The organism is uncultured Bacteroides sp., from assembly GCF_902472605.1.
Classification (GTDB): Bacteria; Bacteroidota; Bacteroidia; order Bacteroidales; family Bacteroidaceae; genus Phocaeicola.
The window spans coordinates 37,529-62,500 of the sequence record NZ_CABROP010000006.1 but is presented as its reverse complement, the minus strand read 5'-3'; the positions used below and the strand labels follow the sequence as shown (position 1 = coordinate 62,500).

Below are 24,972 nucleotides of genomic sequence, written 5' to 3'. Positions count from 1 at the left end.
AAGTCTTTTGCATATAGGGCATAATAACTTGAATCAAAGATACTGCAAAGATAGGTATTCTTCGATTCTTACAATTCCAACTTTTAGTTATTTAATTAAAAATCAACAGAATTATGAGATATTTCAGTAAGGCTATGTTAATAGCCTCGGCAGCGCTTTGCCTGAACTTATCGGCTTTTTCTCAGAATATTACGTTGAAAACCGGTAATGTGACAGTAAAAGAGGCAATGGAACAATTGAAGAAGTCGTCGGGTTACTCGTTTGTATTTTCATCGGTCGATGTGAACACGCAGAAACGGGTGTCTGTATCGGTACAGAATGCCAGTATCGAGGAAGCGGTGAAACAAATCCTGGCCGGACAGAAAGGCTTGAATTATGAAGTAAAAGGAAAAAAGATTATTATTCAGAAAAAAGAAGTAGGCTCTTCTTCGAAGGTAAGAAAAGTTTCCGGACGTGTAGTAGATGTAAATAATGAACCTGTTATTGGTGCAAGTATCCAAGTTGAAGGTACTGGTGTGGGGACGATTTCTGATTTTGATGGAAATTTTACACTGGAAGCGGCAGAAGGTAATACTTTGGTATTTTCTTTTATTGGTTATAAGAAACAATATATTCCTGTAAAAGGACAGAAGAAATTGTCGGTAGTTATGCGCGAGGATTCTGAGATGCTGGACGATGTGGTAGTGATTGGTTATGGAACCGTGTCCAAAAAAGAACTGACCAGTGCGGTATCACATGTATCCAGTAAAGACATGTTACAAATAGGAAGCGGCAATCCAGCCATGCAGATACAAGGAAAGGTATCAGGCCTTGCCATTGAAAATTCAACACCTTCTGATCCGAACTCTTCGCCAAGTATTCAGGTACGTGGAGTGTCTTCCCGTTCTGCCGGATTAGGTCCGTTGATTGTGATTGACGGTGTACCAGGGGGAAGTTTGGATAATGTGAACGAGAACGATGTGGAATCTATTGATGTATTGAAAGATGGAGCTGCCTCTGCCATTTATGGGACACGTGGATCGAATGGAGTGATTGTAATTACTACGAAAAAAGGGAGTACAGATGGAAAGATACATACTTCTTATTCAGGTTTTGTCAATATTTCTACACCTATCAGAGAGCTGGACGTACTGTCGGCTGATGAATTCCGTGAATATAAGCGTGGAGAAGATTATGGGGCAAACACTAATTGGTTTGATGAACTGACTAAAGTGGCAGTTTCACACAGTCATACCTTGCAGGTGATGGGGGGTAATTCGAAGAACAATTATAAAGCTACAGTGGACTATAAAAATACGGAAGGTATAGATTTGCGCTCCGAAAAGAAACAGCTTGGAGCACGTCTTTCTTTAAATCATACCGGAAAGAATGATTTGTATAATGTGGTTTTAAATGTAGCTCCTCGCGTTATCAATTACCAGGATGCAGATTATGATACTTTCCGTTCGGCCTTGATGATAAATCCTACGATTCCGGTGATGGACCCGAACAATCCTGGATATTATACCAAAATAACCACGTACTCAACAAATAATCCAGTAGAAATATTAAAGCTGGAACAGAGTGGAGGTGAGCAGACTATTTTAAGCTGGGATGGGACATTCAAATTGAACTTGTTGCCATTGTTTAGTGCTAATAAAAGCCATTATTTGAGTACCCAGGTTACATTGGCACAACAAATTATAGAAACAGATTATAGCTGGTTTCGTCCGTCGGTGTCCACAATTGAACAAGATAATGGCTTTTCGGGTGAGGCGAGCAGAAGTTATAGTAAGAATAAGCAAGAATCGTTGGAATGGCTTGTGAATTATGGATACGATACAGGTAGTCATCATCTTAAATTTATGGGAGGATATTCTTATCAGTACTTTGTAAACGATGGACTGAGTGCGGAGAACAAGAATTTTGCATCCGATCTTTTGGGAGCAAATAATCTGGGCTCTGGTACATACAATAGTGATGAGATTGGACGCTTGGGTATGGGTTCCTATAAGAATGATTCTAAGTTGATTGCCTTTTTCGGGCGTTTAACTTATAATTATGGAGATAAATATTTTGCTACTTTTTCATTACGTCATGAAGGTTCGTCAAAGTTTGGGGTAAATCATAAATGGGGTTCTTTCCCGGCTGTATCTGCCGGATGGCGTATTAGTGAAGAAAGTTTTATGAAAGATATAAAGTGGATCAGTGATTTAAAATTGCGTGGAGATTTTGGAGTGACTGGAAACCAAGATTTTAGTAGTTATCAATCATTGGCCTTGATGTCATCGTATGATTTGATTTACTATCAGGGGTCTTATATAAAAGGATGGGGTTCAAGTTCAAACCCTAATCCAGATCTTCGTTGGGAAAAAGGAAAAAATTGGAACGTCGGTCTTGATTTCAGCTTGTTTGATTATCGGTTAAGTGGTAGCATCAACTATTATCACCGTAAACAGCAGGACTTGTTAGGTACATACGATGTTCCGCAGCCTCCTTATGCACATCCTACTACATTTGTAAATGTAGGAACCATGAAAAATACTGGTGTGGAAATTGAACTCAACTGGAATGCTGTGCATACCAAAGATTTTGATTATACGGTAGGCTTTGTGGGTTCTACTTCCAATAATAAGTTCGTTTCCTTCTCAAATGATACCTATGAAGGACAGTCTTTCTATTGGCTGAGTGGTTTCCCATTGTATCCAGGTAACCCAGGATCATTGCAACGAATTGAAGAAGGAGAGCGTATCGGTAATTTTTATACATTTGAATATGCCGGTTTAGATGAAGATGGAGGATGGCTGGTTTATTCTAAAGATGGAAAGAAGATTCCTATTACAGAAGGTACTGATGCAGATAAAAAAGTTGTAGGGAATGGCTTGCCTAAGTTTTCGATGTCCATGACTCATTCATTCCGGTATAAGGATTTTGATTTGAATTTGTATTTCCGTGGAAACTTCGGCTATCAGATTTATGATGCTCAAGATTTGTATTATGGTTTGCAGAATGCAGCTCCTAATACTAATGTGCTGGAATCTGCTTATAACGAAAATAAGGATATAACTGGAACAAATGTGCATAGTAGCTATTTTGTACACAATGGCAATTTCTTGAAATTGGATGTGGCTACATTGGGATATACCTGGAATTGTGGAAGTAAATGGTTGGAAAAGGCTCGCTTCTATATAACAGGGCGTAACCTGTTTACTATTAGCGGGTATCATCGTGGGTTGGATAAAGATGCTTATTGTATAAACGGAATGGAACCTGGAGTACCTTATAGTAAAAATGGATATTATCCGTCTTCTCGTCAGTTCTTGTTTGGTGTTCAACTTAATTTTTAATTTGGTATATTATGAAAACATCTAAGATAAAAAATATTTTCTGTGCACTAGGTTTGTTGGCTTCTGTGGGATGTACAGATTTGACTGAAACTACATATGATATAATTCCTCAGGACCAGTTCTATCAGACGAAAGAAAATGTGCTTCAGGGGTTTGTACGTCCTTTTGGACACGGTTACTGGCTATGTAGAGGGGCGATGTATTGGATTGGAGAGTTATCAGCCGACCATTACATGACCGTACAACGGGAGGAACATTGGTATAATGGAGGAGAATTTTTTCGTTATCACTATCATACTTGGACAATTGATGATTCTGCTGTAAGTGCTATTTGGGAAGATACTTATAGGGGGATTATGCAGTGCAATGCCAGTATTTATGACTTAAACCGCCTGAATCCGGAGGATTATGGTTTTACACAGCAGGATTTTAATGATTTTATTGCACAGACCCGGGTATTACGTGCCTGGATGTATATGACACTGTTTGATTTGGTACATAATATACCTGTTGTGACAGATTATCCCTCTACAGAATTGCCTCTTCAGTCTACTCCTCAAGAAACCTTTGCTTTTCTTGAAAAAGAACTTACGGAATCTTTACCTTTACTAAAGAAAAAGGAAGGTTCGGAAGGAAATGGCCTCAATCAGGGACAATGGACGCAAGGGGGATGTGCCGCTTTGCTGGCAAGATTGTATATGAATGCCAGTTGGTGGATTGACGAGGACAAGACTGCGGAGGCTGAGAAATATTGTGAAGATATCATTAATGGGGAATATGGTTTCTATGACATTGATACTCGTTGGGACGCTCCTTTTGATTGGGATAATGACAAATCAAATGAATTGTTGTTTGGATATCCTTCTTCATTTGGGGGTATGCATTGGTTGTATGATACAGAAATGTTCTGGCAGGTGGCTCCTTTCTTGTCGCCTAAATATTTTAGATTTACCGATTGGGGAAATTGTAACCCGAAATATGCTTTGCAGCCGGGACTGGATTTGCAGGGTAATGAGTATACATTTGCCAATGGGAAGCCTGTTCGTAAATTTATGAAATATCCGGATGACGTCCGTTTGAAAAAATATGTAAATTTGGCTGATGGAACTCGTGAAGGTATGTTTTTGTATGGATATTTACCTTATACAGAGAATGGAGAAACAAAGTATGTGACGTCGGATAATGGGGCTTATACTTTGTATATTCGTGACCAAGTAGGTGTATTCCGTGATACAGATCCGGATAATCCTTCCCCAAATCCCTCCAATGGTACCAAGACGACTGAGTCGACCATGGCAACAGGTGATCAGAATTCGGGTTGGTGTTTGATTAAATATCCGATTTATGCGTCAGACAATCCTCACAAGATTGAGTCAGACTATGCTTTAATCCGTTTGGCTGAAATTTACTATTATTTGGCTGAGATCCGGTTTCATCAAGGAGAAAAAGCTGAAGCTGAAAGGTTGTTGAACAAAGTTCGTAAACGCTATTATCCGGCGGGGTCTTCCAGTTTATACCCGGAAGACGGAAGCGCACTGACGGAGCAAGAGCTTTTGGATGAATGGGGACGTGAATTTCTGGGTGAAGGTTTGCGGCGTCAGACGTTATGTCGTTTTGGAGTGTTTACCACAGGTACCTGGTGGGATAAACAGCCGGATGAAGATGATCATACAATGTGGTTGCCTATCTCGCGAAAAGCCTTGAATACAAATCCGAACCTAAAACAGAATCCGGGTTATCCGTCTATTTAATTGGTGAAAAATATCCTTTATACCCGTTGACAGACTTGCTGTAGAGATTAGTCTGTCAGCGGGTAGTAACAAAATAGATTCAACTAAAATCTGTACTTACCATGAAAACTCGATTAAGAATGTATTGTGTAAGTTGTCTGGTAACCTTAGGGGCCGTACAACTTTCTGCACAAACTTATCACTGGATACATAGCAGTGAGAATGAAACTTGGCAACAATCCACTGTCCGCTTGAAAAGCGAAGTAAATACCCTTCCGGATGTGTCTGTGGACGAAAAGACTAAAATTGCTACGTTTAAGACCTGGGGAGTCACTTTCAATGAGCTTTGTTGGGATGCACTGGGTGTGCTGACCCGCGAAGAGCAGGATGAAATCTTGAAGAAGGTATTTGCTCCGGATGGTGATTTACGTGTCGGGCGGGGACGGATTTCATTGGGTGCCAATGACTATGCCCGTTCCTGGTACAGCTGCGATGAAGTGGAAGGAGATTTTGAATTACGCTATTTCAATATCGACCGGGATAAACAGGCGATTATTCCTTTCATCCGGGCAGCACAGAAGTATAATCCGGCACTTACCTTTTGGATTTCTCCCTGGTCTCCCCCCAGCTGGTTGAAAATAAATGGAGATTATCCGGTGTTGAGTAGTCCGGCCAACCATCTGTCGCCGAAGTTGGATTACCTGCTGTATGGAAATGTAGGCGGAACAACCGATCCGGACGAGATGAAGCTGGTAGGAGAACGCAAAGGAAAATTCCCCCGTCAGCTGGCTACTACCGACTATATGATACAAGATCCTCGTTATTTGCGGACGTATGCCAATTACTTCTGTAAGTTCATCGATGCCTACAAGGCAGAAGGTATCCCTATTGATATGGTGATGTATCAGAATGAGGCGTACAGCTATACGCCCTATCCCGGATGTGCATGGACGGCAGAAGGGACTATTCTCTTTAATCGGGATTACCTGGCTCCGGCATTGAAAAAGGCGCATCCCGAGGTGAAGTTGTATTTAGGCACACTGAATACGAACCGACAGGATCATGTGGAGACGATTCTTTCGGACAAACAGTTGCAGGCTTGTATTTCCGGAATGGGTTTTCAGTGGGAAGGACGCGAGATTCTGTCAGCCATCCGGCAGCAGCATCCCGACTGGAGTTACATTTGTTCCGAGAGTGAATGTGGTTGGGGAAGCTTCGACTGGAAGTCGGGCGAACACACTTTTGAACTGATCAATCATTATTTGGGGAATGGATGCAACGAGTATAACCTTTGGAATTTCATTCTCTCGGATGAGGGAACAAGCACCTGGGGATGGAAACAGAATGCCTTGATTCGGGTTGATTCAAAGACACGTACGTTTACGTATACACCTGAATACTTTGCGGTGAAGCATTATGCCCACTACATTGTCTCCGGTTCGGAAGTACTGGCTTATAAGCCGGAAGGAGACGACAAGAAACCGGTGCTGGTGGTAAAGACTCCGGCACAGAAATATGTGGTGATAGCTGGAAATTTCAAGGAAGAGTCACAAAAGCTGACCGTAAAGTTGGGCAAGCGGTATTTGGAGGTGGTGCTGGCTCCTCATTCCATGAATACGTTTGAAATGAAATAATACAGAAAGGCATTGAAAATTTGGAAGCAAGATCATGAAACAGGCTATGGTGGGGAAGCACTTATTTATCGCAATTTTGTTGGGAATCATATTGTCGAGCAATACATATAAAAAAGAGTCTCCTTCTTTGGCAGGGATGACCGTAGAATTAGCTGAGACTCCTCTTGGTGTAGACACTCCCGCTCCGAGGTTTGGCTGGCAGCTGACGGCCACTCCGCAGGAAAGGGGAATCTATCAGACGGCCTATCAGCTGATTGTGCAGGATGAGGCTGGAAAGCGGGTATGGGATTCCGGAAAGGTGGCAGGAGATGCGTCCCAGCAGGTGGTGTACCAAGGAGAAGCTTTGCAGTCGATTACCCGTTATACGTGGAAGGTAAAGGTATGGAACAATCAGGGAAAGGTGCAGGAAGGAACGTCCTGGTTTGAAACCAGTCTGCTGACGGACCATGAGGCAAATGGCTGGCACGGAGCCCGCTGGATTGGGGGAGACGATGAGGATATGGTGCTTTATTCTCCCTATCTGCCTGTGTTCCGCTTGGATTTCTCTTTCCAGATGAAGGAGCAGGCCGAGTCTCGGAAGATTGCTTTTGTGTATGGGGCGAATGACGAGCGCTTAATGGATGCAAACAAGAACCTGTATCATCTTTCCAACGGGAAGGATGCTTCTTATATAAAGGTAGAGTTTGACTTGACGCCGCTGAAAGGAGGCGGAAACGCATGGATACATCTTTATCGTGCAGGTTATCAGCCCGATGACAAACCCTCCGTACCGTTGAAATCTTTTTTGATACCGAGTGAGGTATTGAATGCCGGGAACCAGTATCGGGCGCATACTTTCTCTCTGTATTCCAACTTGGGCTTTACGGTCTTGAAAAAAGGAGACGTGCAGTTAGGGGAAGTGAATGTGAATCCCTTGGGACAAGGAGGTGATTTCATTGCCTTTCCTGTAGTGGGTGAGGTAGGCTTTGCCTTGGAGGATGCGAAGGCCTTTTCGAGGGTGAAGACGGATATCCGTAATTTCCGGAGTCCGGAAAACCGACTGACTTCCGTGAAGCTGGATGCGTCCCGATTGAAAGGGGGGAGGAAATGGTATGTGCAAGACCCGAGCCGCAATTCCATGCCGATGTTGCGTACGGAGTTTGCGACTTCCTCCAATAAAATCAAGAAAGCACGGCTGTATGTCACCTCCCGTGGTATTTATGAGATGTATCTCAACGGGCAACGGGTAGGAAAGGATTATTTCAATCCGGGCGTGACACAGTACAACAAAACGCATCTGTATCAGGTGTACGACGTGACGCAGCTAATACAAGCCGGGAAGAATGCATTGGGTGCGGTGCTGGCTGAAGGATGGTGGAGCGGAGGTGCCACTTATGCCGGAGAAAACTGGAACTTCTTCGGCGACCGTCAGTCGTTGCTGGCCCAGCTGGTAGTGACGTACGAGGATGGACAGCAGCAGGCGGTGGTCACTTCGCCGGACACATGGAAGTATTTCAACCAGGGGCCGGTGGTGTATGGCAGTTTCTTTCAGGGAGAAGTCTATGATGCCCGGAAGGAACAGGCAATCGCCGGATGGTCTCGCCCGGGTTACGACGACTCGGCGTGGAAACCGGCGGTGGAAGTGACGCTGGAAAATCATGTCAGTCAGGTGGGAGGAGGAAACGTGCCGAAAGTGAACGATTATTCGGCTTTTCACCTGAAAGCCCAGTATGGTCAGACGGTACGGGCCATTCAGCAACTGACGGCGCGGTCGGTGGAAGAAGTACGGCCGGGTATCTTCGTGTACGACATGGGACAAAACATGGTGGGAGTGCCTGAAATCACACTTCGCGGCATGGAAGCGGATCGGGAAATCAACCTGCGTTATGCCGAGGTGAAATATCCGGACCTGCCGCGTTATGCCGGCAACGAGGGAATGATTATGCTGGAGAATATCCGTGCGGCGATGGCGCAGGATAAATACATCACCAAGGGAGGGGAGGAAACAATTGCACCGAGGTTCACCTATCACGGCTATCGGTATGTCGAGATTACGGGCATTGACAAGGCTTTGCCTTTGGAAAGTGTGAAGGGTACGGTGCTGAGCTCGATTGACGGGCTTGCTTCTCAGTATGAAACCTCGAATGAGAAAGTGAATCAGCTGTGGCACAACATCGTGTGGTCTACCTATGCTAACTTCTTCTCTATCCCGACCGACTGTCCGCAGCGGAACGAACGCTTGGGTTGGGCGGGAGATATCTCGGTCTTCTCCCGGACGGCGACTTACTTGGCCGATGTGCCGCAATTCCTTCGCCGTTATTTGCAGGCCATGCGTGATGTGCAGCGGGAAGACGGACGTTTCCCCGACGTGGCTCCGCTGGGTGTAGGCTTTGGGGGCCTGTTGTGGGGTAGTGCGGGTATCACGGTGCCTTGGGAAGTGTACCAGCAGTACGGCGACAAGACCTTGCTGGCGGAACACTATGCGGCGATGGGCCGTTACATCGATTATATACTGGCAAAGACCATCAACCCGGAAACAGGTATCTTGGAGCAGGAGAAGGTGTGGGGGAATCTGGGCGACTGGCTGGGGCCGGAGGACAACAAGAACGACAAGACATTGATGTGGGAGGCTTATTTCTTGTACGACTTGGATATCATGGTGAAAGTGTCCAGGATATTGGGAAAGGAAAGTGAGGCACGGAGGTATGCGGATTTGTATCAGAAGCGGAAGGATTTCTTCCTGCGTACGTATGTAGATAAGGCGACGGCCTAGACGATTTCTTCCGGAGCCGACGGACCCGAAAAAGGGAAGCGGGTAGACATACAGACTTCGTACGTGCTTCCGCTGGCGTTCGGCCTGGTTCCGCCGGAGCTTCGGGAAGAGTTTGCAGCCCATCTCGCCCAAACGGTTCGGCGGGAAAATGTGGGTGACGACAGAAAGACGTATCCGGCGTATTCTCTGATGACGGGATTCATCGGGACGGCCTGGATTAGCAAGGCGCTTTCGGACAATGGCTACGACGACGTGGCCTACAAGTTGTTGCAGCAGACCACCTATCCTTCGTGGTTGTATTCTGTGGAACAGGGAGCTACGACCATCTGGGAGCGGTTGAATTCGTATACCCATGTGGATGGATTTGGGGAAAACAACCGGATGAACTCGTTCAATCATTATTCATTCGGGGCCGTAGGGGCTTGGATGTATGCCTATTCCCTGGGGATTATGCGGGATGAGAATCATCCGGGATTCAAGCATTTTGTGTTGTCGCCGCGGGTGGACCCGACTGGACAGATGACATTTGCCCGTGGGCATTATGATTCTTTGTACGGACGGATAGAAAGTGCGTGGGAAGTGAAAGACGGGGAAGTGAGGTATTCATTCACTGTTCCGGCCAATACGAGTGCCACACTTTATTTACCGGCTGCTTCAGCAGACAAGGTGACGGAAAACGGTCGTGTCTTGCAGGCTGGAAAAAATGGGGTGAAGGAAGTGGTGTGGCAGGAGGGTATGCTCCGGGCAGAAGTGTTGTCGGGTACTTATCAGTGGGTGGTTCAGGTTATACCATGAATTCTATTAAGAAGATGGGCTTGAGTGTATCAGATGAAAAAGAAAAGGAAAAACTGTGAAAACCTTTGCCTTTACCAAGGGAATTTTTGTAGCTTTATGGCCGATTTAAACATTTATATTTCTGGTATAAGTTTGGAATTTAACTAAGGTCCCAGGCTTCCGGATAAATTTCAGTTTAACCTTTTAAACCGTAAATCTATGTACAGAATGATTTTGAACGAGACCTCTTATTTTGGAGCCGGATGTCGTGAAGCAATTGCCACAGAAGCTGCTCGCAGAGGTTTTAAGAAAGCTTTTTTTGTGACAGACAAAGACCTGATTCGTTTTCATGTAGCCGATAAGGTGATTGAAGTGTTCGAAAAGGCAGGTATTCCTTACGAAATATACAATGATGTGAAGGCGAATCCGACCATTGCCAATGTGCAGCATGGGGTGACCGCTTTTAAAGCTTCCGGAGCTGATTTCATTGTGGCACTGGGTGGCGGTTCTTCCATTGATACTGCCAAAGGTATCGGTATCGTAGTAAATAATCCGGATTTTGCGGATGTACGTTCGTTGGAAGGAGTAGCCAATACGCGTCACAAAGCAGTGCCGACTTTTGCTCTTCCTACTACAGCTGGAACGGCTGCCGAGGTAACGATTAATTATGTGATTATCGATGAGGCGGCTACCAAGAAAATGGTGTGTGTAGACCCGAATGATATTCCATCGGTAGCTATCGTTGACCCTGAACTGATGTATTCCATGCCGAAGGGACTGACGGCAGCTACAGGGATGGATGCTTTGACTCATGCTATCGAAAGTTATATCACTCCGGGAGCTTGGGTCATGTCGGATATGTTCGAACTGAAGGCCATTGAGATGATTGCCAAACATTTAAAGGCCGCGGTTGACAATGGTAGTGATCCGGTGGCTCGTGAGGCCATGTCGCAGGCACAGTACATTGCCGGAATGGGGTTCAGCAATGTCGGACTGGGAATTGTTCATTCTATGGCACATCCCTTGGGGGCACATTATGACACTCCGCATGGAGTAGCTAATGCGTTGCTGTTGCCTTATGTCATGGAATACAATGCGGAATCTCCGGCTGCACCTAAATACATGGATATTGCCAAGGCTATGGGAGTGGATACCACCGGCATGAGCGAAGCGGAAGGGGTAAAAGCTGCTGTAGAGGCGGTCCGTCGGCTTTCTTTGAGTATTGGTATTCCACAGAAGTTGCATGAGATTGGAGTGAAAGAGGGTGATTTGCACCAGCTGGCCATCGATGCGTTCAATGATGTCTGCACGGGAGGTAATCCGCGTCCGACTTCGGTAGAAGAAATTGAAGCGCTTTATCACAAGGCTTTCTAAGTATCACTATAATTTTATATACAAAAACGTCCGCTGTTTCCGGTGAGTTTTCCGGGACTGCGGACGTTATTTTTTTGAAGATTCCTTCCAAGTAAAAAACGCCTTTACGTTTGGATTGAAACGCAAGGGCGTTTTAGATGAAATGTACTTGCGTTTTGTTTCAAACGTTCTTGTGTTTTGGAGTAAACGTAAGTGCGTTTTTGAGCAGGCATTTTTTCCTTAATTTTCCTTGCTCTTCCGCTGTACGATGCGGGCACCGGCAGGTACACTTTCTGTTACCCAGATGTTACCGCCGATGGTAGCTCCTTCACCAATAGTGATGCGTCCAAGGATGGTGGCGTTGGAATAGACAATCACATTATCTTCCAGTATTGGGTGGCGGGGAATACCTTTGATGGGGTTCCCTTGTTCATCGCAGGGGAAACTTTTGGCTCCCAAGGTTACTCCTTGATACAGCTTTACGTGGTTACCGATAATACAGGTAGCCCCGATGACCACACCCGTGCCGTGGTCAATGGTGAAGTGGTGTCCGATTTGGGCGCCCGGATGGATGTCGATACCTGTTTCGGAATGGGCCATCTCGGTGATGATGCGTGGGATAAGCGGCACGTTAAGCCGGTAAAGTTCGTGGGCAATCCGGTAGTTGGTTACGGCCCGGATGACCGGATAGCAGCAGATGATTTCCCCAAAGCACGTAGCGGCGGGGTCACGGTAGTGGGCAGCCTCTACGTCGGTGGCCAGGATGCGGCGGATTTCCGGCAGATGGCTGATGAATTCTGCCGCCAGTTGGGTAGCTGTAGCTCGGCAGGGAGACTGACAATTGCATTGTCCTTCGTTTTCCACGCCGAAGCACAATCCGGCCTGTATTTGTTCAATCAGTAGGGAAAACAGCTCTTCGATGTTCACCCCGATGTGATAGTTGATGGTCTGGCTGTTGATGGTCGAGTTACCGAAATAGCCGGGAAACAGGATGGCGCGTGCCAGTTCCACAATCCGTTCCAGTGATTTTCCCGAAGGGAGTGGTTCTCCTTCCCGGTGCTGATGGAACAGTCCCCGGTAGGATTGGTTGTCGGAAAGTTCGTCAACAGCCTTTGTCAGTATATGCGTGTAATCAGTTGGGCTCATGGAGTTTTCATTTTGATAATGGACAAAAGTAGCGATATTTTGTGATGAATCCAATAAAATCCTATTTTTGTAGAAAAATCAGTGCAGCATGGTAGTGAACAAGAAGAATCCTTTTGCTTTCAAAGCGAAGCAAAACAATAAGAAAAAGGCGAGTGGGAAACGGGTAGGAAAATCCCGTCCGGAAAAAGCAAATAACCAGTTGAACCGAAGGGTGAAATAAAAATTTTTATATGAAATTAATGAAAAACACAGTCATAGCTATAATCTATTTTCTCTTGCTTAGTATTATCCCTGGGATGTCTCAGGATATTTTGTCCAGTCCGATGCCTTTCTATTCAGATTTGGTTTCCAATGAAATTTGGGATATATATCAAGATAAATGGGGATATTTATGGATTGGAACCTCTAATGGGTTAGCCAGATATGACGGACATCAGGTTCGCTCATTTAAGAATGACTATCGTTTTCCCCATTTATTAACTGATAATAGAATTACAAGTTTTGCGGAAAGTACGGATTTTTTGTGGATTGGTACTCATAAAGGAGTAAATTTATTTGAGAAGTATACAGGTAAGATTTTCCCTATTCCAGAAAAGAGTTTGCAAGACAAGGATATATCTTTCATGCTTACCACAAAAAACGGGCAGGTTTGGATAGCATCCGAGGAGACTCTTTATCGTTGTAAGGAGGATGGAAGCCTGGCTCGTAAATATGACATGCGGCATATTCTTAAAATTGATGGCCAGCAAGCGATTATACTTAATAGCTTATATGAAGATAAATCAGGAGTATTATGGGTGTTAATGGGAAAGGGGGGAATATGTCGTTATGATTCTCAGTCAGATATGTTTTCTTATTATCCTTATATGATTGATGTAGATTATTATACAATGTATCAAGATAGAGCTGGTAATTATTGGATTGGTACATGGGGAAATGGATTATGGAAATTTCAACCTGATTCACCCGAAAAAGTTTATTTTGTAAATTGTTCTTTTTTGATGGGGGAAGCTGGAGATATAGCTGCGGTATATAGTATAGTTCAAGATGATGTGTACCATTATTTATGGTTTTTGTCATATAATAAACTCTATGCATTGGATATATCTCATGATGATATGAAGTTAGTCGACATAGAAGGTTGTGTGGATACTCAAAAGATGTATACTCGTATTGTAAAAGATAGAGAAGGGAATTTGTGGCTGAGTTCTTACGATTTGGCGAATATCGTTCGTTTTGACAAATCGGGCATTAAATATTATTCATTGCCTCAAGTAAAAAGTGATTGGGGATGGGATACAAATATTTTGCATTTGTGCGTAGATGAAGATAACGTGGCATGGGTAAACCAAGATCGATTAGGCTTGTGCCTGTATGAATTGGATACAGACCAGTTTCATTATGCGAATTTGAGTGGACGCATTAAAGAAATTAATTTGATGGTTAAAGCTCAACAGCCTTTGTCTGTGTGGGTGAATGGAAGAGGAGATTCTCGTCTTATGAAGATAATTAGAAATGGTAGCAGATTGTATGTGTCAAAGGAAATCAATTTGTCTTTATATGCGGATGATTGTGGAGGTGTGCTTCAAATGATGGAAGATTCAAATTTAAATTTGTGGGTATTAACCACCAGTCATTTATTTGTCATACCAGCGAATGAACACTTGACTGTTATTTGTGAACCGCTGGAAAAAAGAAGTATCACTCATTTATGTGTAGATACCCATAGAGAAATTTGGGGAATTTCTACTTCTAATAATGTATTCTTCCTGAAATATGATGAGGGGGAAATTGTGGCAGTGCCCAAAAATATTTGTTTTACTTCCAATATGGAAGATGCTCCAAAATTTTCTTGTATAGATTATTCTGATTGCATGTGGATTGTATCTTCTTTAGGATATGTGTATCGGTCAACTCCTAAAAAAGATAAGTTTGAACTGGTGGAACTTAATGAAACATTGAGTGACTGCATTGTATTAAGGTTATTGGTCGACCGTAGGAATCTGTGGGTTATTACAAATAAAAAGATTTTGAAATATAATCTGCAAACGAAGCTTTATACGGAGTACTCTACTCGAGACAGTAATGTACGAGTTCATTTGTTTAGAGGGCAGGCGGCTTGTCCGGATAATTCGGGAGGAATTTATGCTGGTGGACACAATGGGTTTATTCGTTTGCTTCAGTCAGGTAATCAGTGGGGGGAGAATGGTAATTTTGCTCCTATGGTGACAGATATTAAAGTAGATGGGAATAGTGTGTTTTTTGACAAGGCAGAAATGGAGAATACCATGTCCCATGTGTTTTTGACAAATCATGACAGGAATATAGAACTATCGTTTTCTACATTGGAATATGGACTTCAGAGAGAAAAGCAAATAGCCTTTAAACTGGAAGGGATAGATAAGGACTGGGTTTATCCTGAAATAAATAAATTTACTGCATTTTATAATGAATTGCCTAAGGGTGAATTTCACTTTAAATTGAAATACATAGATAATGGAAAGTGGGTAGAAAGTAAATACAGATTGACTATCACTCGACTTCCTGCATGGTATGAAACATGGTGGGCATATTCTTTTTATGTTATTTTGGGGATAGTGCTATTATATCTGGCACAGTTTTTTTACCTACGAAAAGTCAAAAGGAGAAATCAGATAAAGCTTAAGGAAGAATTGGCAAGGACCAAGATTGATTATTTCACTAATATTTCTCATGAGATATTAACTCCTTTGACGGTCATCTCTACGGTGGTTGGATCTCTTGACAAAGAGTCTTTTCATGACCGATATGGGAAACAGGCTGATATATTGAAAAGAAATGTGCTAAAAGTGCGTCATTTAATTCAACAAGCATTAGACTTCCGTAAAATTAATATGCAAACTATGCCTTTGCATATTAGTTACGGCCGGATAGATTCATATATTAAGAATGTTTGTGTTGCCTCTTTTATGGCTTTAGCTAATAAGAAACAGCAACAATTTGATGTGGAAACTTCTGTATCTATTGAAGGCTATGTGGATTTTGAGAAATTGGATCAGATTTTATATAATTTGCTTTCTAATGCCATAAAATATACTCCTGAGGGGAAAAGAATTGAATTGCAAGTTTCTGAGAAAACAGATCATAGCAGAAGATTTCTGATAATAAGGGTATCGGATCAGGGAATAGGGATAAAGTCGAAAGACTTGAATTTTATTTTTGATCAGTTTTATACAGGTAAAAATACGTTTGATAATGAATCGAATGGAATAGGTTTGTTTCTGACAAAGTCACTGGTTCAACTTCATCATGGAGAGATTTCGGTAGAGAGTGTTTATGGAGAAGGCTCTGTGTTTACAGTTTCTCTTCCGTTGGATAGAGATGCTTATGCTTTGGAAGAGATGGTTAGTCCTTCTGATGGGAATAAACAAATAATAGATATTTCAGCCGATACAGCTCCCGTGGTGGAAACTGAAGATATGGTGACAGAAAAAAGTAAGGTTTTGTTCATTGATGATGACAAAGAGTTGCTTTATGTATTGCAGCAAACTTTTTCAAGTAAATATGGCGTATTGTTAGCAGAAACGGCCAAGTGTGCTTTGGCGCAATTGTCGCACAACGATATTGACATAATTGTGTGCGATATTACGTTGCCTGATATGATTGGATGGGATTTATGTAAAAAAATAAAAACAGATTATCGATATATGCATATACCTATTATTATTCTTACGGCCAAACAAGGAGTGGAAAATCAGGTGGTAAGTTATAATATTGGTACTGACGGTTTCTTGACCAAACCATTTGAAATAAAAGTTCTCGAGGCGCGTATTGATAATTTGATTTTAACTTATAAGCGATTGCAATACATGTTTCGTAAAGAGCAAAGTATGGATTTTTCAATACTTCCTTATCGGATTGCAGACAAGAAATGGCTGGAGAAAATAACATCTATTATTAGGGAACATTTAGAAGAGACAGAATTTGATTTGGAAATGTTATCAAAAGAACTAGGCATGTCGAAATCTACCCTGCATAGAAAAATAAAAGCTATGACAGGGCTTACGCCATTGGATTTTATCCGGAATATAAAAATGAAGGAGGCCTGTGCTATGCTTAATTCCCGTCAGTTATCCGTTTCCGAGATTGCATATGCATTAGGATTTACAAATCCTAAATATTTTACCAAGTGCTTTAAGGATGAGTTTGGTGTAACGCCGACTGAATTTCAACAAAAAAGTATAACAAAAATGTCAAGAAAGGTATAAAATTCTCGCATGCAATAATATTTTCTCCTTTCAGGCAGTATTTAGATACGTCTTGAGGTGAGTTTTAATTTTCCTTTGTCATTGTAGAACAATAATATGATTCAAAAATGACAAAGGAAATTTTTTTTATTAGAAGAGAATGTAAGAATGATACAATAAAATGTTCTTGTAGAGCTAGCTACTTATTGTATCATTCCCTGATTTTATAATTGTTATGTATTTCTTTGGTTCGTTCTAATAGTTAATCATTAATTCTTTACTTAATCTAAATCGTATGAAAAATATAAGCTTTTTTGATATAAGTAATCGAGACTACAGACTACAAAAATGTCTCTTACTTATTTTCTTATTTTCTTTTGTTGTACTTCTGCAATTAAAAGCGGATAATTGGGTTGTTAAAGGAAAAGTTCTTGATGAAAGAACAAAAGAGGCCCTAATCGGCGTTTCTATATTAGAGAAGAACACCACTAATGGTACTGTTACGGACTTCGAAGGAAATTTTTCTTTAACAGTAAGTAGTCGGAATGCTATTTTGAATATATCTTATATTGGTTATGTGACCCAGCAAGTGTCTATTGATAATAATAGTCAAATTTTGGAAGTCTTATTGAAAGAAGATAGTGAGCAGTTAGATGAAATTGTCGTAGTGGGATATGGAGCGCAGAAAAAAGCTACCTTGTCGGGGTCTGTAACAAGTGTCGGAGGAGAAAAACTTGCGAGGACTCCTGTTGTTAATTTAAGTCAAGGTATAGCTGGTCGTCTCCCTGGGGTCGTTGCAGTATCTAATACTTCAGAACCAGGATATGATGGTGCTACGATTACGATTCGTGGAGTAAATACATTTGGTAAATCCGATCCTTTGATAGTGGTAGACGGAGTGCCTGGTCGTTCTCTTGAACGTATTGATCCGGCTACGATTGAAACGATGTCGGTGCTAAAAGATGCTTCTGCTGCTATTTATGGTGCACAAGCTGCGAATGGGGTTATTCTTATTACTACGAAGCGAGGTAAATTAGGCAAACCTAAGGTAAGCATGTCTTATAACTATGGAATTTCGGCTCCGACTGTTATTCCAGAGATGACAAACGCGTACGAATATGCCACGTTAATGAATGAGATTGATGTGTATGCAGGCAATGAGCCTCGTTATTCGGAGTCAGACTTAAGGCAATATGTGGATGGAAGTGATCCTTGGGGGCACCCTAATACCGATTGGTTTGGAGAAACGTTAAAAAAATGGTCTGCACAAACTTATGCCAATGCGACTGTTGAGGGAGGAACTGAAAATGTAAAGTATTTTGCTAGTCTATCAGCTAAAGGTCAGGATGCTTTCTATAGAAATAGTGGAGCAAATTATAATCAATATGATTTGCGAATGAATTTGGATACAAAGATTAATAAGTATATAGATGCATATATCAATGTAGCCGCTCGTATGGAAGACAGAAAATATCCGACTCGTTCTGCTGAAAATATTTTTCGGATGTTAATGCGTTCTAAACCAAATTCTCCTGCATATTGGCCAAATGGCTTGCCAGGCCCAGATATTGAGTTTGGTGATAATCCTGTAGTTATTTGTACAAATCAAACAGGATATGATAGAGATAAGCAGTATGTATTGAACGGTGATTTTGGAGTGAATATTAAGATTCCTCATGTGGAAGGATTATCAATAAAAGCTACAGCCTCCTTGGATAAAGGGTTTCGTTTCAGAAAGATCTGGCAGAAACCATGGTATTTGTATTCGTGGGACGGAACATCTGTAGACTCAAATGGACAACCTATATTGATGGAAGGAAAGAAAGGGTTTAGTGATCCAAGATTGACGGAATCTATGGAGGATAATTTGGGAATACTTTTAAGTGGAATTGCTTCCTATTCTCGTACTTTTATGGATGACCATTCGGTAAATGTATTAGCTGGTGTAGAACGTATTACAGATGAAGGTGATTCTTTTGAAGCTTTTAGACGGTATTTTTTATCTTCATCTATAGATCAGTTGTTTGCAGGGGGACAGGATGAAATAAATAATACCGGTACTGGTTATAAGGAAGCTCGATTGAATTATTTTGGGCGTTTGAATTATGCTTATAAATCAAAGTATTTAGCTGAATTTGTCTGGAGATATCAAGGTTCATATATTTTTGCTACAAAGAATAAATTTGGCTTCTTTCCAGGAATTTCTTTAGGTTATGTAATTTCTGAAGAAAATTTCTGGAAAAAGCATGTTCCTTTTATTTCTTTTGCAAAAATTAGAGCGTCTTGGGGGCAAACGGGAAATGACTTAATAGATCCTTATCAATATATGTCTTCATATTTATTTAATAGTTTGATGTATGTGACAAATAATGGGACTACGATGAATCAAGCCTTAATGGAAAGTGTGGCTCCTAATCAAAATGTAACTTGGGAAACTGCAACTCAAAAAAATATAGGTCTTGATTTGCAGTTTTTGCAGGGAGATTTAGCTTTAACAGTCGATTATTTTCATAATAAACGTTCTGATATTTTATGGAAAAGAAATGCCTCTGTTCCTGCTACATCTGGGTTAGAACTGCCAGATGAAAATTTAGGTAAAGTTTTAAATCAGGGGATAGATTTTAATATTGATTATCGGAAAATATTTAATGAGTGGAGTTTAGGAATAAATTTAAATGGAGTTTATGCCAAAAATAAGATTTTATTTTGGGATGAAGCTCCAGGAGTTCCTGATTATCAAAAATCAACAGGTAGACCAATTGATGCAGGTTTATATTATCAGGCAATAGGTATTTTTAAAAGTGAAGAAGAGGTTGAGACTTATCCTCATTGGGCTGGAGCTCGTCCTGGAGATATTATATTTAAAGATGTAAATGAAGATGGAGTTATTGATGGAAATGACCGTGTAAGGGATAATCGTAGCCGTACTCCTAGATTTACAGGTGGATTAACTATTGATGTGGCATATAAAGGCTTTGATTTCTCTTGTATGTTCCAAGGAGCTTTGGGGGGTATTTTTTATCAGACTACAGAGTCTGGAGATTTTGCAAATTTCTTAAAAAGTTTTTATGATAATCGTTGGACAGAAGATAATCCGACAGCTTCTTTCCCACGTACTTATAATCGAAGTAATGAATATTATGTGAATCAACAGAATACGTTCTGGTTACACAAAACAGATTATGTTCGAATGAAGAATATAGAATTGGGTTATACTATTCCTTCTATATTGACGAAAAAAGCAGGTATTGAACATTTACGTATATATATAAATGCTTATAATCTTTTGACCTTTAGCCCAGATATGAAGGATTATGATCCAGAAAACACAAGTGGATCTGGTTATAATTATCCTTTGAATAAGGTTATAAATTTTGGTATTAATCTTACTTTTTAAATTTGAGAAATATGAAAAAGATATATTCTTTAGCATTGCTTTTAGGGTTAACATTTGCATCGTGTAATGATAATTTTCTTGATATAACTCCTATAGATCGTTATTCTGATGCGATTGTGTGGACAGATGAATCGCTAGTGACTGCATTTGTAAATAATATTTATGAAGGACAAAAATGGGGATTTCATACAGTAATGTTATCTTCACTTTGTGATGAGTCTATGGAAGTATGGTCGTGGGAAAGTCAGCCTGTAGTTCAGAGTGAATTGAGTCCAAGCTATCAAGGCATATTAGCTCCTAATTTTTGGATTATGACATTTCAAAATATTACATGGAATAGTTTGTACAAAAATATTAGAGCTTGTAATATGTTTTTAGAAAATGTCAAAAAGTATGAGTTACAAGGGGAAGCTATAGAACGTTTACATGGTGAAGTGTTATATCTTAGAGGGTATTTTTATTATTGGTTGTTAATTCAATGGGGAGGTGTTCCGTTAATTGATAAGACTTTTACTCCCGAGGATGAACTGAAAGTTTCACGTAATACTTTCAAGGAAACTGTAGATTTTATAGTGAAAGATTTGGATGATGCAGCCTCTCTTCTTCCTTTGAGTGGAGATAAGGCACGTGCGACAAAAGGAGCTGCATTAGCTTTAAAATCTCGTGTTTTGTTGTATGCTGCAAGTGATTTATATGTCTCTCAATCTCAGTGGGCTGTAGGATATGAACATCCTGAGTTAGTAGGTTATGTGGATGGTGATCAGAGAGAACGTTGGGAGAATGCAAAAAAAGCAGCAAAAGATGTGATAGATTTAGGTATTTATCATCTTTATGGAGAAGGTCAGCAGTGGGCTACTCCAGATGAAGCTGTAGCTAATTATGTTAATATCTTTTTGTGCCATAATTCGGATGAAGATATAATGCTTCAATATTATGATTTGGTTAATCATAATAGCGATGATTTTCAACTTCCTCGTGTTGGTTTATTTAATAGCCCTAATGGTTTTCATGGTTGGGGTGGAAATACTCCTACAGGCCAATTAGTTGATTCTTATGAAATGAGTGATGGAACAAAATTTAGTTGGAGCAATCCTGTCCAAGCAATGCATCCATATGAAAATAGGGACCCTCGTTTTTATGCATGTATTTTGTACGATGGAGCTCATTGGCGGGAAAGACCAGATGATACAGCTGATGCTGATCCTGATGGAATTGTACAGACTGGATTTTATCAACAGGCAGATGGCTCTTATACAGCAGGTCTAGATACCAGGCAAGGTCCGATTGAAGATTGGAATGGTACATATACAGGATATTATATGCGCAAATTCTTAGATCCTTCAGTTAACCATCAATATGATAAACAACTTTTTCCTTGGAGACAAATTCGTTATGCAGAAATTTTGTTGAATTATGCTGAGGCTTGTTTGGAATTAGGAGAGGAAGAAGAAGCTAGAAAATATATTAATATGATTCGAAAACGTGCAGGTATGCCTGATATCCCATCTACTGAAACAGGGAAAGAATTAATGGATCATTATCGGAATGAAAGAAAAATAGAACTGGCTTATGAACAACATCGTTATTTTGATATTCGTAGATGGATGATTGCACCAGAGGTTATACGACCAGCTCAAGGTATAGATATTCGTTATCCTTATGGTTCACAGGATCCTGTTTATTCTGTAATAGACGTGCAAGAACGTAAATGGAACAATAAGGCTTATTTCCTGCCTATTTACTTGGATGAAATAAATAAGAATGATTTGTTAATTCAGAATCCTGGGTATTAATAACAGTGGAAAGTCAAATTTAGGCAGATTTGGAAGTAGGATAAAATGAGTTCCTTGAAATGTTTCTTAATACATGCGGTTTTGGTTTAATAGATACGCGAATAAATTATTTAATATATACACATTGTGTATCTGATCGGACTTAAATCTTAATGCTTAACCATTTGTTTTTGATAACATTTCAATGAACTCATTTTTTGAATCTTGTAAGGAATTATTGAAACTCTTAATTTAATGAGAATGTATTCAGAAACTTATCATTTTTAACATGAACAAACTTAAAACAACTTTATTCATCACCTCCTTATCATTTTATTTATGGGGAAACGCAACAGTTCGTGATTTTCTTTTCAATGATGGATGGAGGTTTCATTTAGGGCCAGTTGCTAATGCTGAACAGCCGACTTTTGATGATAATAGCTGGCGGGTACTTGATCTTCCGCATGATTGGAGTATTGAACCTGTAGCTTATCAGTGTGAAGGTATTACTATAGGACCTTTCAGCCGTCTAAGCGAAAAACGTTATCCTGTTAATCAACAGATGGGAGGAGGTGCGTGGGATGTGGGACAGACACTTGGTGGGGAAGGATGGTATCGTAAGGAATTTATTATTCCTCAACAAGATTCAGAAAAATGTATCACGTTATATATTGAAGCAGCTTCTTCACAGTCAGAAGTATGGGTCAACGGGAAAAAGGTTTACTTTAATGCATATAGTTATACGCCATATAAAATAGATATTACTTCCTATCTGAATGCACCAGGTAAGTCAAATGTAATTGCTGTGAAGGCGATAAATAATGGGAACAATAGTCGATGGTATATCGGTTCAGGAATGTTCCGAAACGTGTGGCTGATTACTACTGACAAATTACATCTGGAGAAGTGGGATACCTACATTGATGCTTCCCGCTTGGAGAAAAAGGAAGCACTAATTAATTTTTCTACACTTATTAGTAATAAAGGTATATCAGCTGGTGAAGGGAAAATACATCTGCGTATCCTTGCTCCAACTGGAGAAGAGGTTTATACAGCAATACTTCCGATATCGCTTACGGACCAATCTCCGGTAAAAACTAGTTTTTCATTAGCCAAACCGCAATTATGGTCCGTGGATACGCCGTTCCTTTATAAGGCGGAAGTTACTTTGGAGGCTGAAGGGAAGGAACGTGATAGGTTGGAAATACCATTTGGTATTCGTACCTTAGAATTTAGTGCTCAAAAAGGATTCTTGCTTAATGGAAAGTCTCTCAAGCTAAGGGGGGCATGCGTACACCATGATAATGGATTGCTTGGTTCGGCAGCTATTGCTCGTGCCGAAGAACGTAAGGTTGAATTGCTGAAGGCAAACGGATTTAATGCTGTAAGATGTTCGCATAACTTGGCCTCAGAGAATTTTCTTGATGCTTGTGATCGACTCGGTATGCTTGTAATTCACGAAACTTTCGATCAATGGATGTCTCCCAAACGTCCAGATGATTATCATCAATATTTTAATGAATGGAGTGTAAATGACTTATCTGCCGGATTGCGTCGCGACCGTAATCATCCTTGTATTATGATGTGGAGTATTGGTAATGAGATTCCAGATAGGGCTGATGACATTGGTATTAAAGCTGCTCAACAACTGATTGAAACTGTACACCAATATGATACAACCCGTGTCATTACTGCCGGAGTTAATTGGTTTTGGGACAGGCCATATAAATGGGAAGATTTTTCGCCACGAGTATTTGCCTATTTGGATGTGGCTGGGTACAATTATTTGTGGAACCGCTATGAAAGTGATCATGCGGCTTATCCCGAACGAATTATCTACGGAAGCGAGTCGTATCCGAAAGATGTTGCTCGTAACTGGAATATGGTAGAAAAATACCCTTATCTTATCGGTGATTTCGTATGGACTGCTATTGATTATTTAGGGGAAGCTGGACTGGGGCATGCCCTCGAGCTTGCACCTGGAGAACGCAATCCACAGTTTATGGATTGGCCCTGGTATAATTCATGGTGTGGGGATCTTGATTTTTGCGGTGATAAAAAACCTCAGTCATATTATCGTGATGTGGTATGGCGTTTGCGTGATATTTCTATGGCAGTACACGCTCCTATAGCTGAAGGGAGAAAGGAAGTTGTCAATGGATGGGGATGGACAAACGAACTTTTAAGTTGGAACTGGGAAGGAATGGAAGGAAAAATAATGACAGTTAACGTGTATAGTCGCTCACCTAAGGTAAGGTTATATTTAAACGATAAACTGATTGGTGAAAAAGAAACTGATAAGGAACTTTATACAGCATCCTTTGAGGTCCCTTATGAATCAGGTAGATTGATGGCACAGAATGTAGGAAAAAACAAGTCATCAGTTATCTTGCAAACTACTGGGAAACCTGCTGCTATTCGGCTTATTCCCGATCGGGTCAAATTGAAGGCTTCTAAAGAAGATCTTTCGTTTGTAAAAATTGAGATTGTTGATAAAGATGGTAATGTCGTTCCAAATGCTGAGTTGCCAGTAAAGATTAGCTGTGAAGGAAAAGGGAGGATTATTGCAGCTGGTAATGGTGCTTATGCTGACATGGAAAGCTTTCGATCGCTTATTCCAAAAACGTTTCGTGGGCGAGCTATTGCTGTTATCCAGCCAATCGAAGAGTTGGGTAAAATTGCATTAAAGGCTTTTGCGCCTGAACTTGGGGAAACGAAAATAACATTATCTGTCAATGAGCATGGTAAAGTTTTAGACTGAGATATGCAGTTTACTTCTTGTCTTCAGTTGTGCAGTATGAACAGGCCTATTTTAATGGTGCTTATAGTTGTATTAGAGGATATACCTTTGTAAATAATCCT

General features: G+C 40.9%; 10 protein-coding genes and 1 pseudogene. 10 read left to right on the top strand and 1 reads right to left on the bottom strand.

What is annotated here, in order from left to right; translation table 11 throughout:
• Positions 1-113: 113 nt before the first annotated feature.
• The 5 genes and pseudogenes from RDP42_RS02545 to fucO all read left to right on the top strand — a co-directional run bounded on the left by RDP42_RS02545 (position 114) and on the right by fucO (position 11,590).
• Positions 114-3,326: a SusC/RagA family TonB-linked outer membrane protein gene (locus tag RDP42_RS02545; protein WP_308762399.1), complete on the top strand. Its 3,213-nt coding sequence runs from the start codon at positions 114-116 to the stop codon at positions 3,324-3,326.
• An 11-nt stretch (positions 3,327-3,337) separates the two neighbouring features.
• Positions 3,338-5,077, top strand: coding sequence for a RagB/SusD family nutrient uptake outer membrane protein (locus RDP42_RS02540; RefSeq protein ID WP_308762398.1), 1,740 nt, complete (start codon positions 3,338-3,340; stop codon positions 5,075-5,077).
• A gap of 101 nt (positions 5,078-5,178) precedes the next feature.
• Positions 5,179-6,690 (top strand): beta-glycosidase, encoded by a 1,512-nt coding sequence (locus tag RDP42_RS02535; RefSeq protein WP_308762397.1) that lies wholly within the window; start codon positions 5,179-5,181, stop codon positions 6,688-6,690.
• A gap of 136 nt (positions 6,691-6,826) precedes the next feature.
• A pseudogene (locus tag RDP42_RS02530) lies at positions 6,827-10,237 on the top strand (family 78 glycoside hydrolase catalytic domain).
• 198 nt (positions 10,238-10,435) lie between these two features.
• Complete coding sequence (gene fucO, locus RDP42_RS02525) at positions 10,436-11,590, top strand: lactaldehyde reductase (RefSeq protein ID WP_308762396.1); 1,155 nt, start codon at positions 10,436-10,438, stop codon at positions 11,588-11,590.
• Positions 11,591-11,809: 219 nt separating this feature from the next.
• Here fucO and RDP42_RS02520 read toward each other — a convergent pair whose 3' ends face one another.
• Positions 11,810-12,715, bottom strand: a complete 906-nt coding sequence (locus RDP42_RS02520; RefSeq protein ID WP_308762395.1) for a serine acetyltransferase — start codon at positions 12,713-12,715, stop codon at positions 11,810-11,812.
• An 88-nt stretch (positions 12,716-12,803) separates the two neighbouring features.
• On the opposite strand from RDP42_RS02520, the gene RDP42_RS02515 reads away from it, so the two are divergent.
• The 5 genes from RDP42_RS02515 (at position 12,804) to RDP42_RS02495 (ending at position 24,871) form a co-directional block, all read left to right on the top strand.
• On the top strand, positions 12,804-12,935 hold the full coding sequence (locus RDP42_RS02515; RefSeq protein ID WP_308762394.1) for a hypothetical protein: 132 nt from the start codon (positions 12,804-12,806) through the stop codon (positions 12,933-12,935).
• Positions 12,936-12,945: 10 nt separating this feature from the next.
• Positions 12,946-16,962 (top strand): ATP-binding protein, encoded by a 4,017-nt coding sequence (locus RDP42_RS02510; protein ID WP_308762393.1) that lies wholly within the window; start codon positions 12,946-12,948, stop codon positions 16,960-16,962.
• Between the two features lie 340 nt (positions 16,963-17,302).
• Entirely contained in the window at positions 17,303-20,338 is a 3,036-nt protein-coding gene (locus tag RDP42_RS02505) for a SusC/RagA family TonB-linked outer membrane protein (RefSeq protein ID WP_374046900.1), read from the top strand.
• 11 nt (positions 20,339-20,349) lie between these two features.
• Positions 20,350-22,131 (top strand): RagB/SusD family nutrient uptake outer membrane protein, encoded by a 1,782-nt coding sequence (locus tag RDP42_RS02500; RefSeq protein ID WP_308762391.1) that lies wholly within the window; start codon positions 20,350-20,352, stop codon positions 22,129-22,131.
• Between the two features lie 268 nt (positions 22,132-22,399).
• Complete coding sequence (locus RDP42_RS02495) at positions 22,400-24,871, top strand: glycoside hydrolase family 2 TIM barrel-domain containing protein (protein WP_308762390.1); 2,472 nt, start codon at positions 22,400-22,402, stop codon at positions 24,869-24,871.
• Positions 24,872-24,972: the final 101 nt, after the last annotated feature.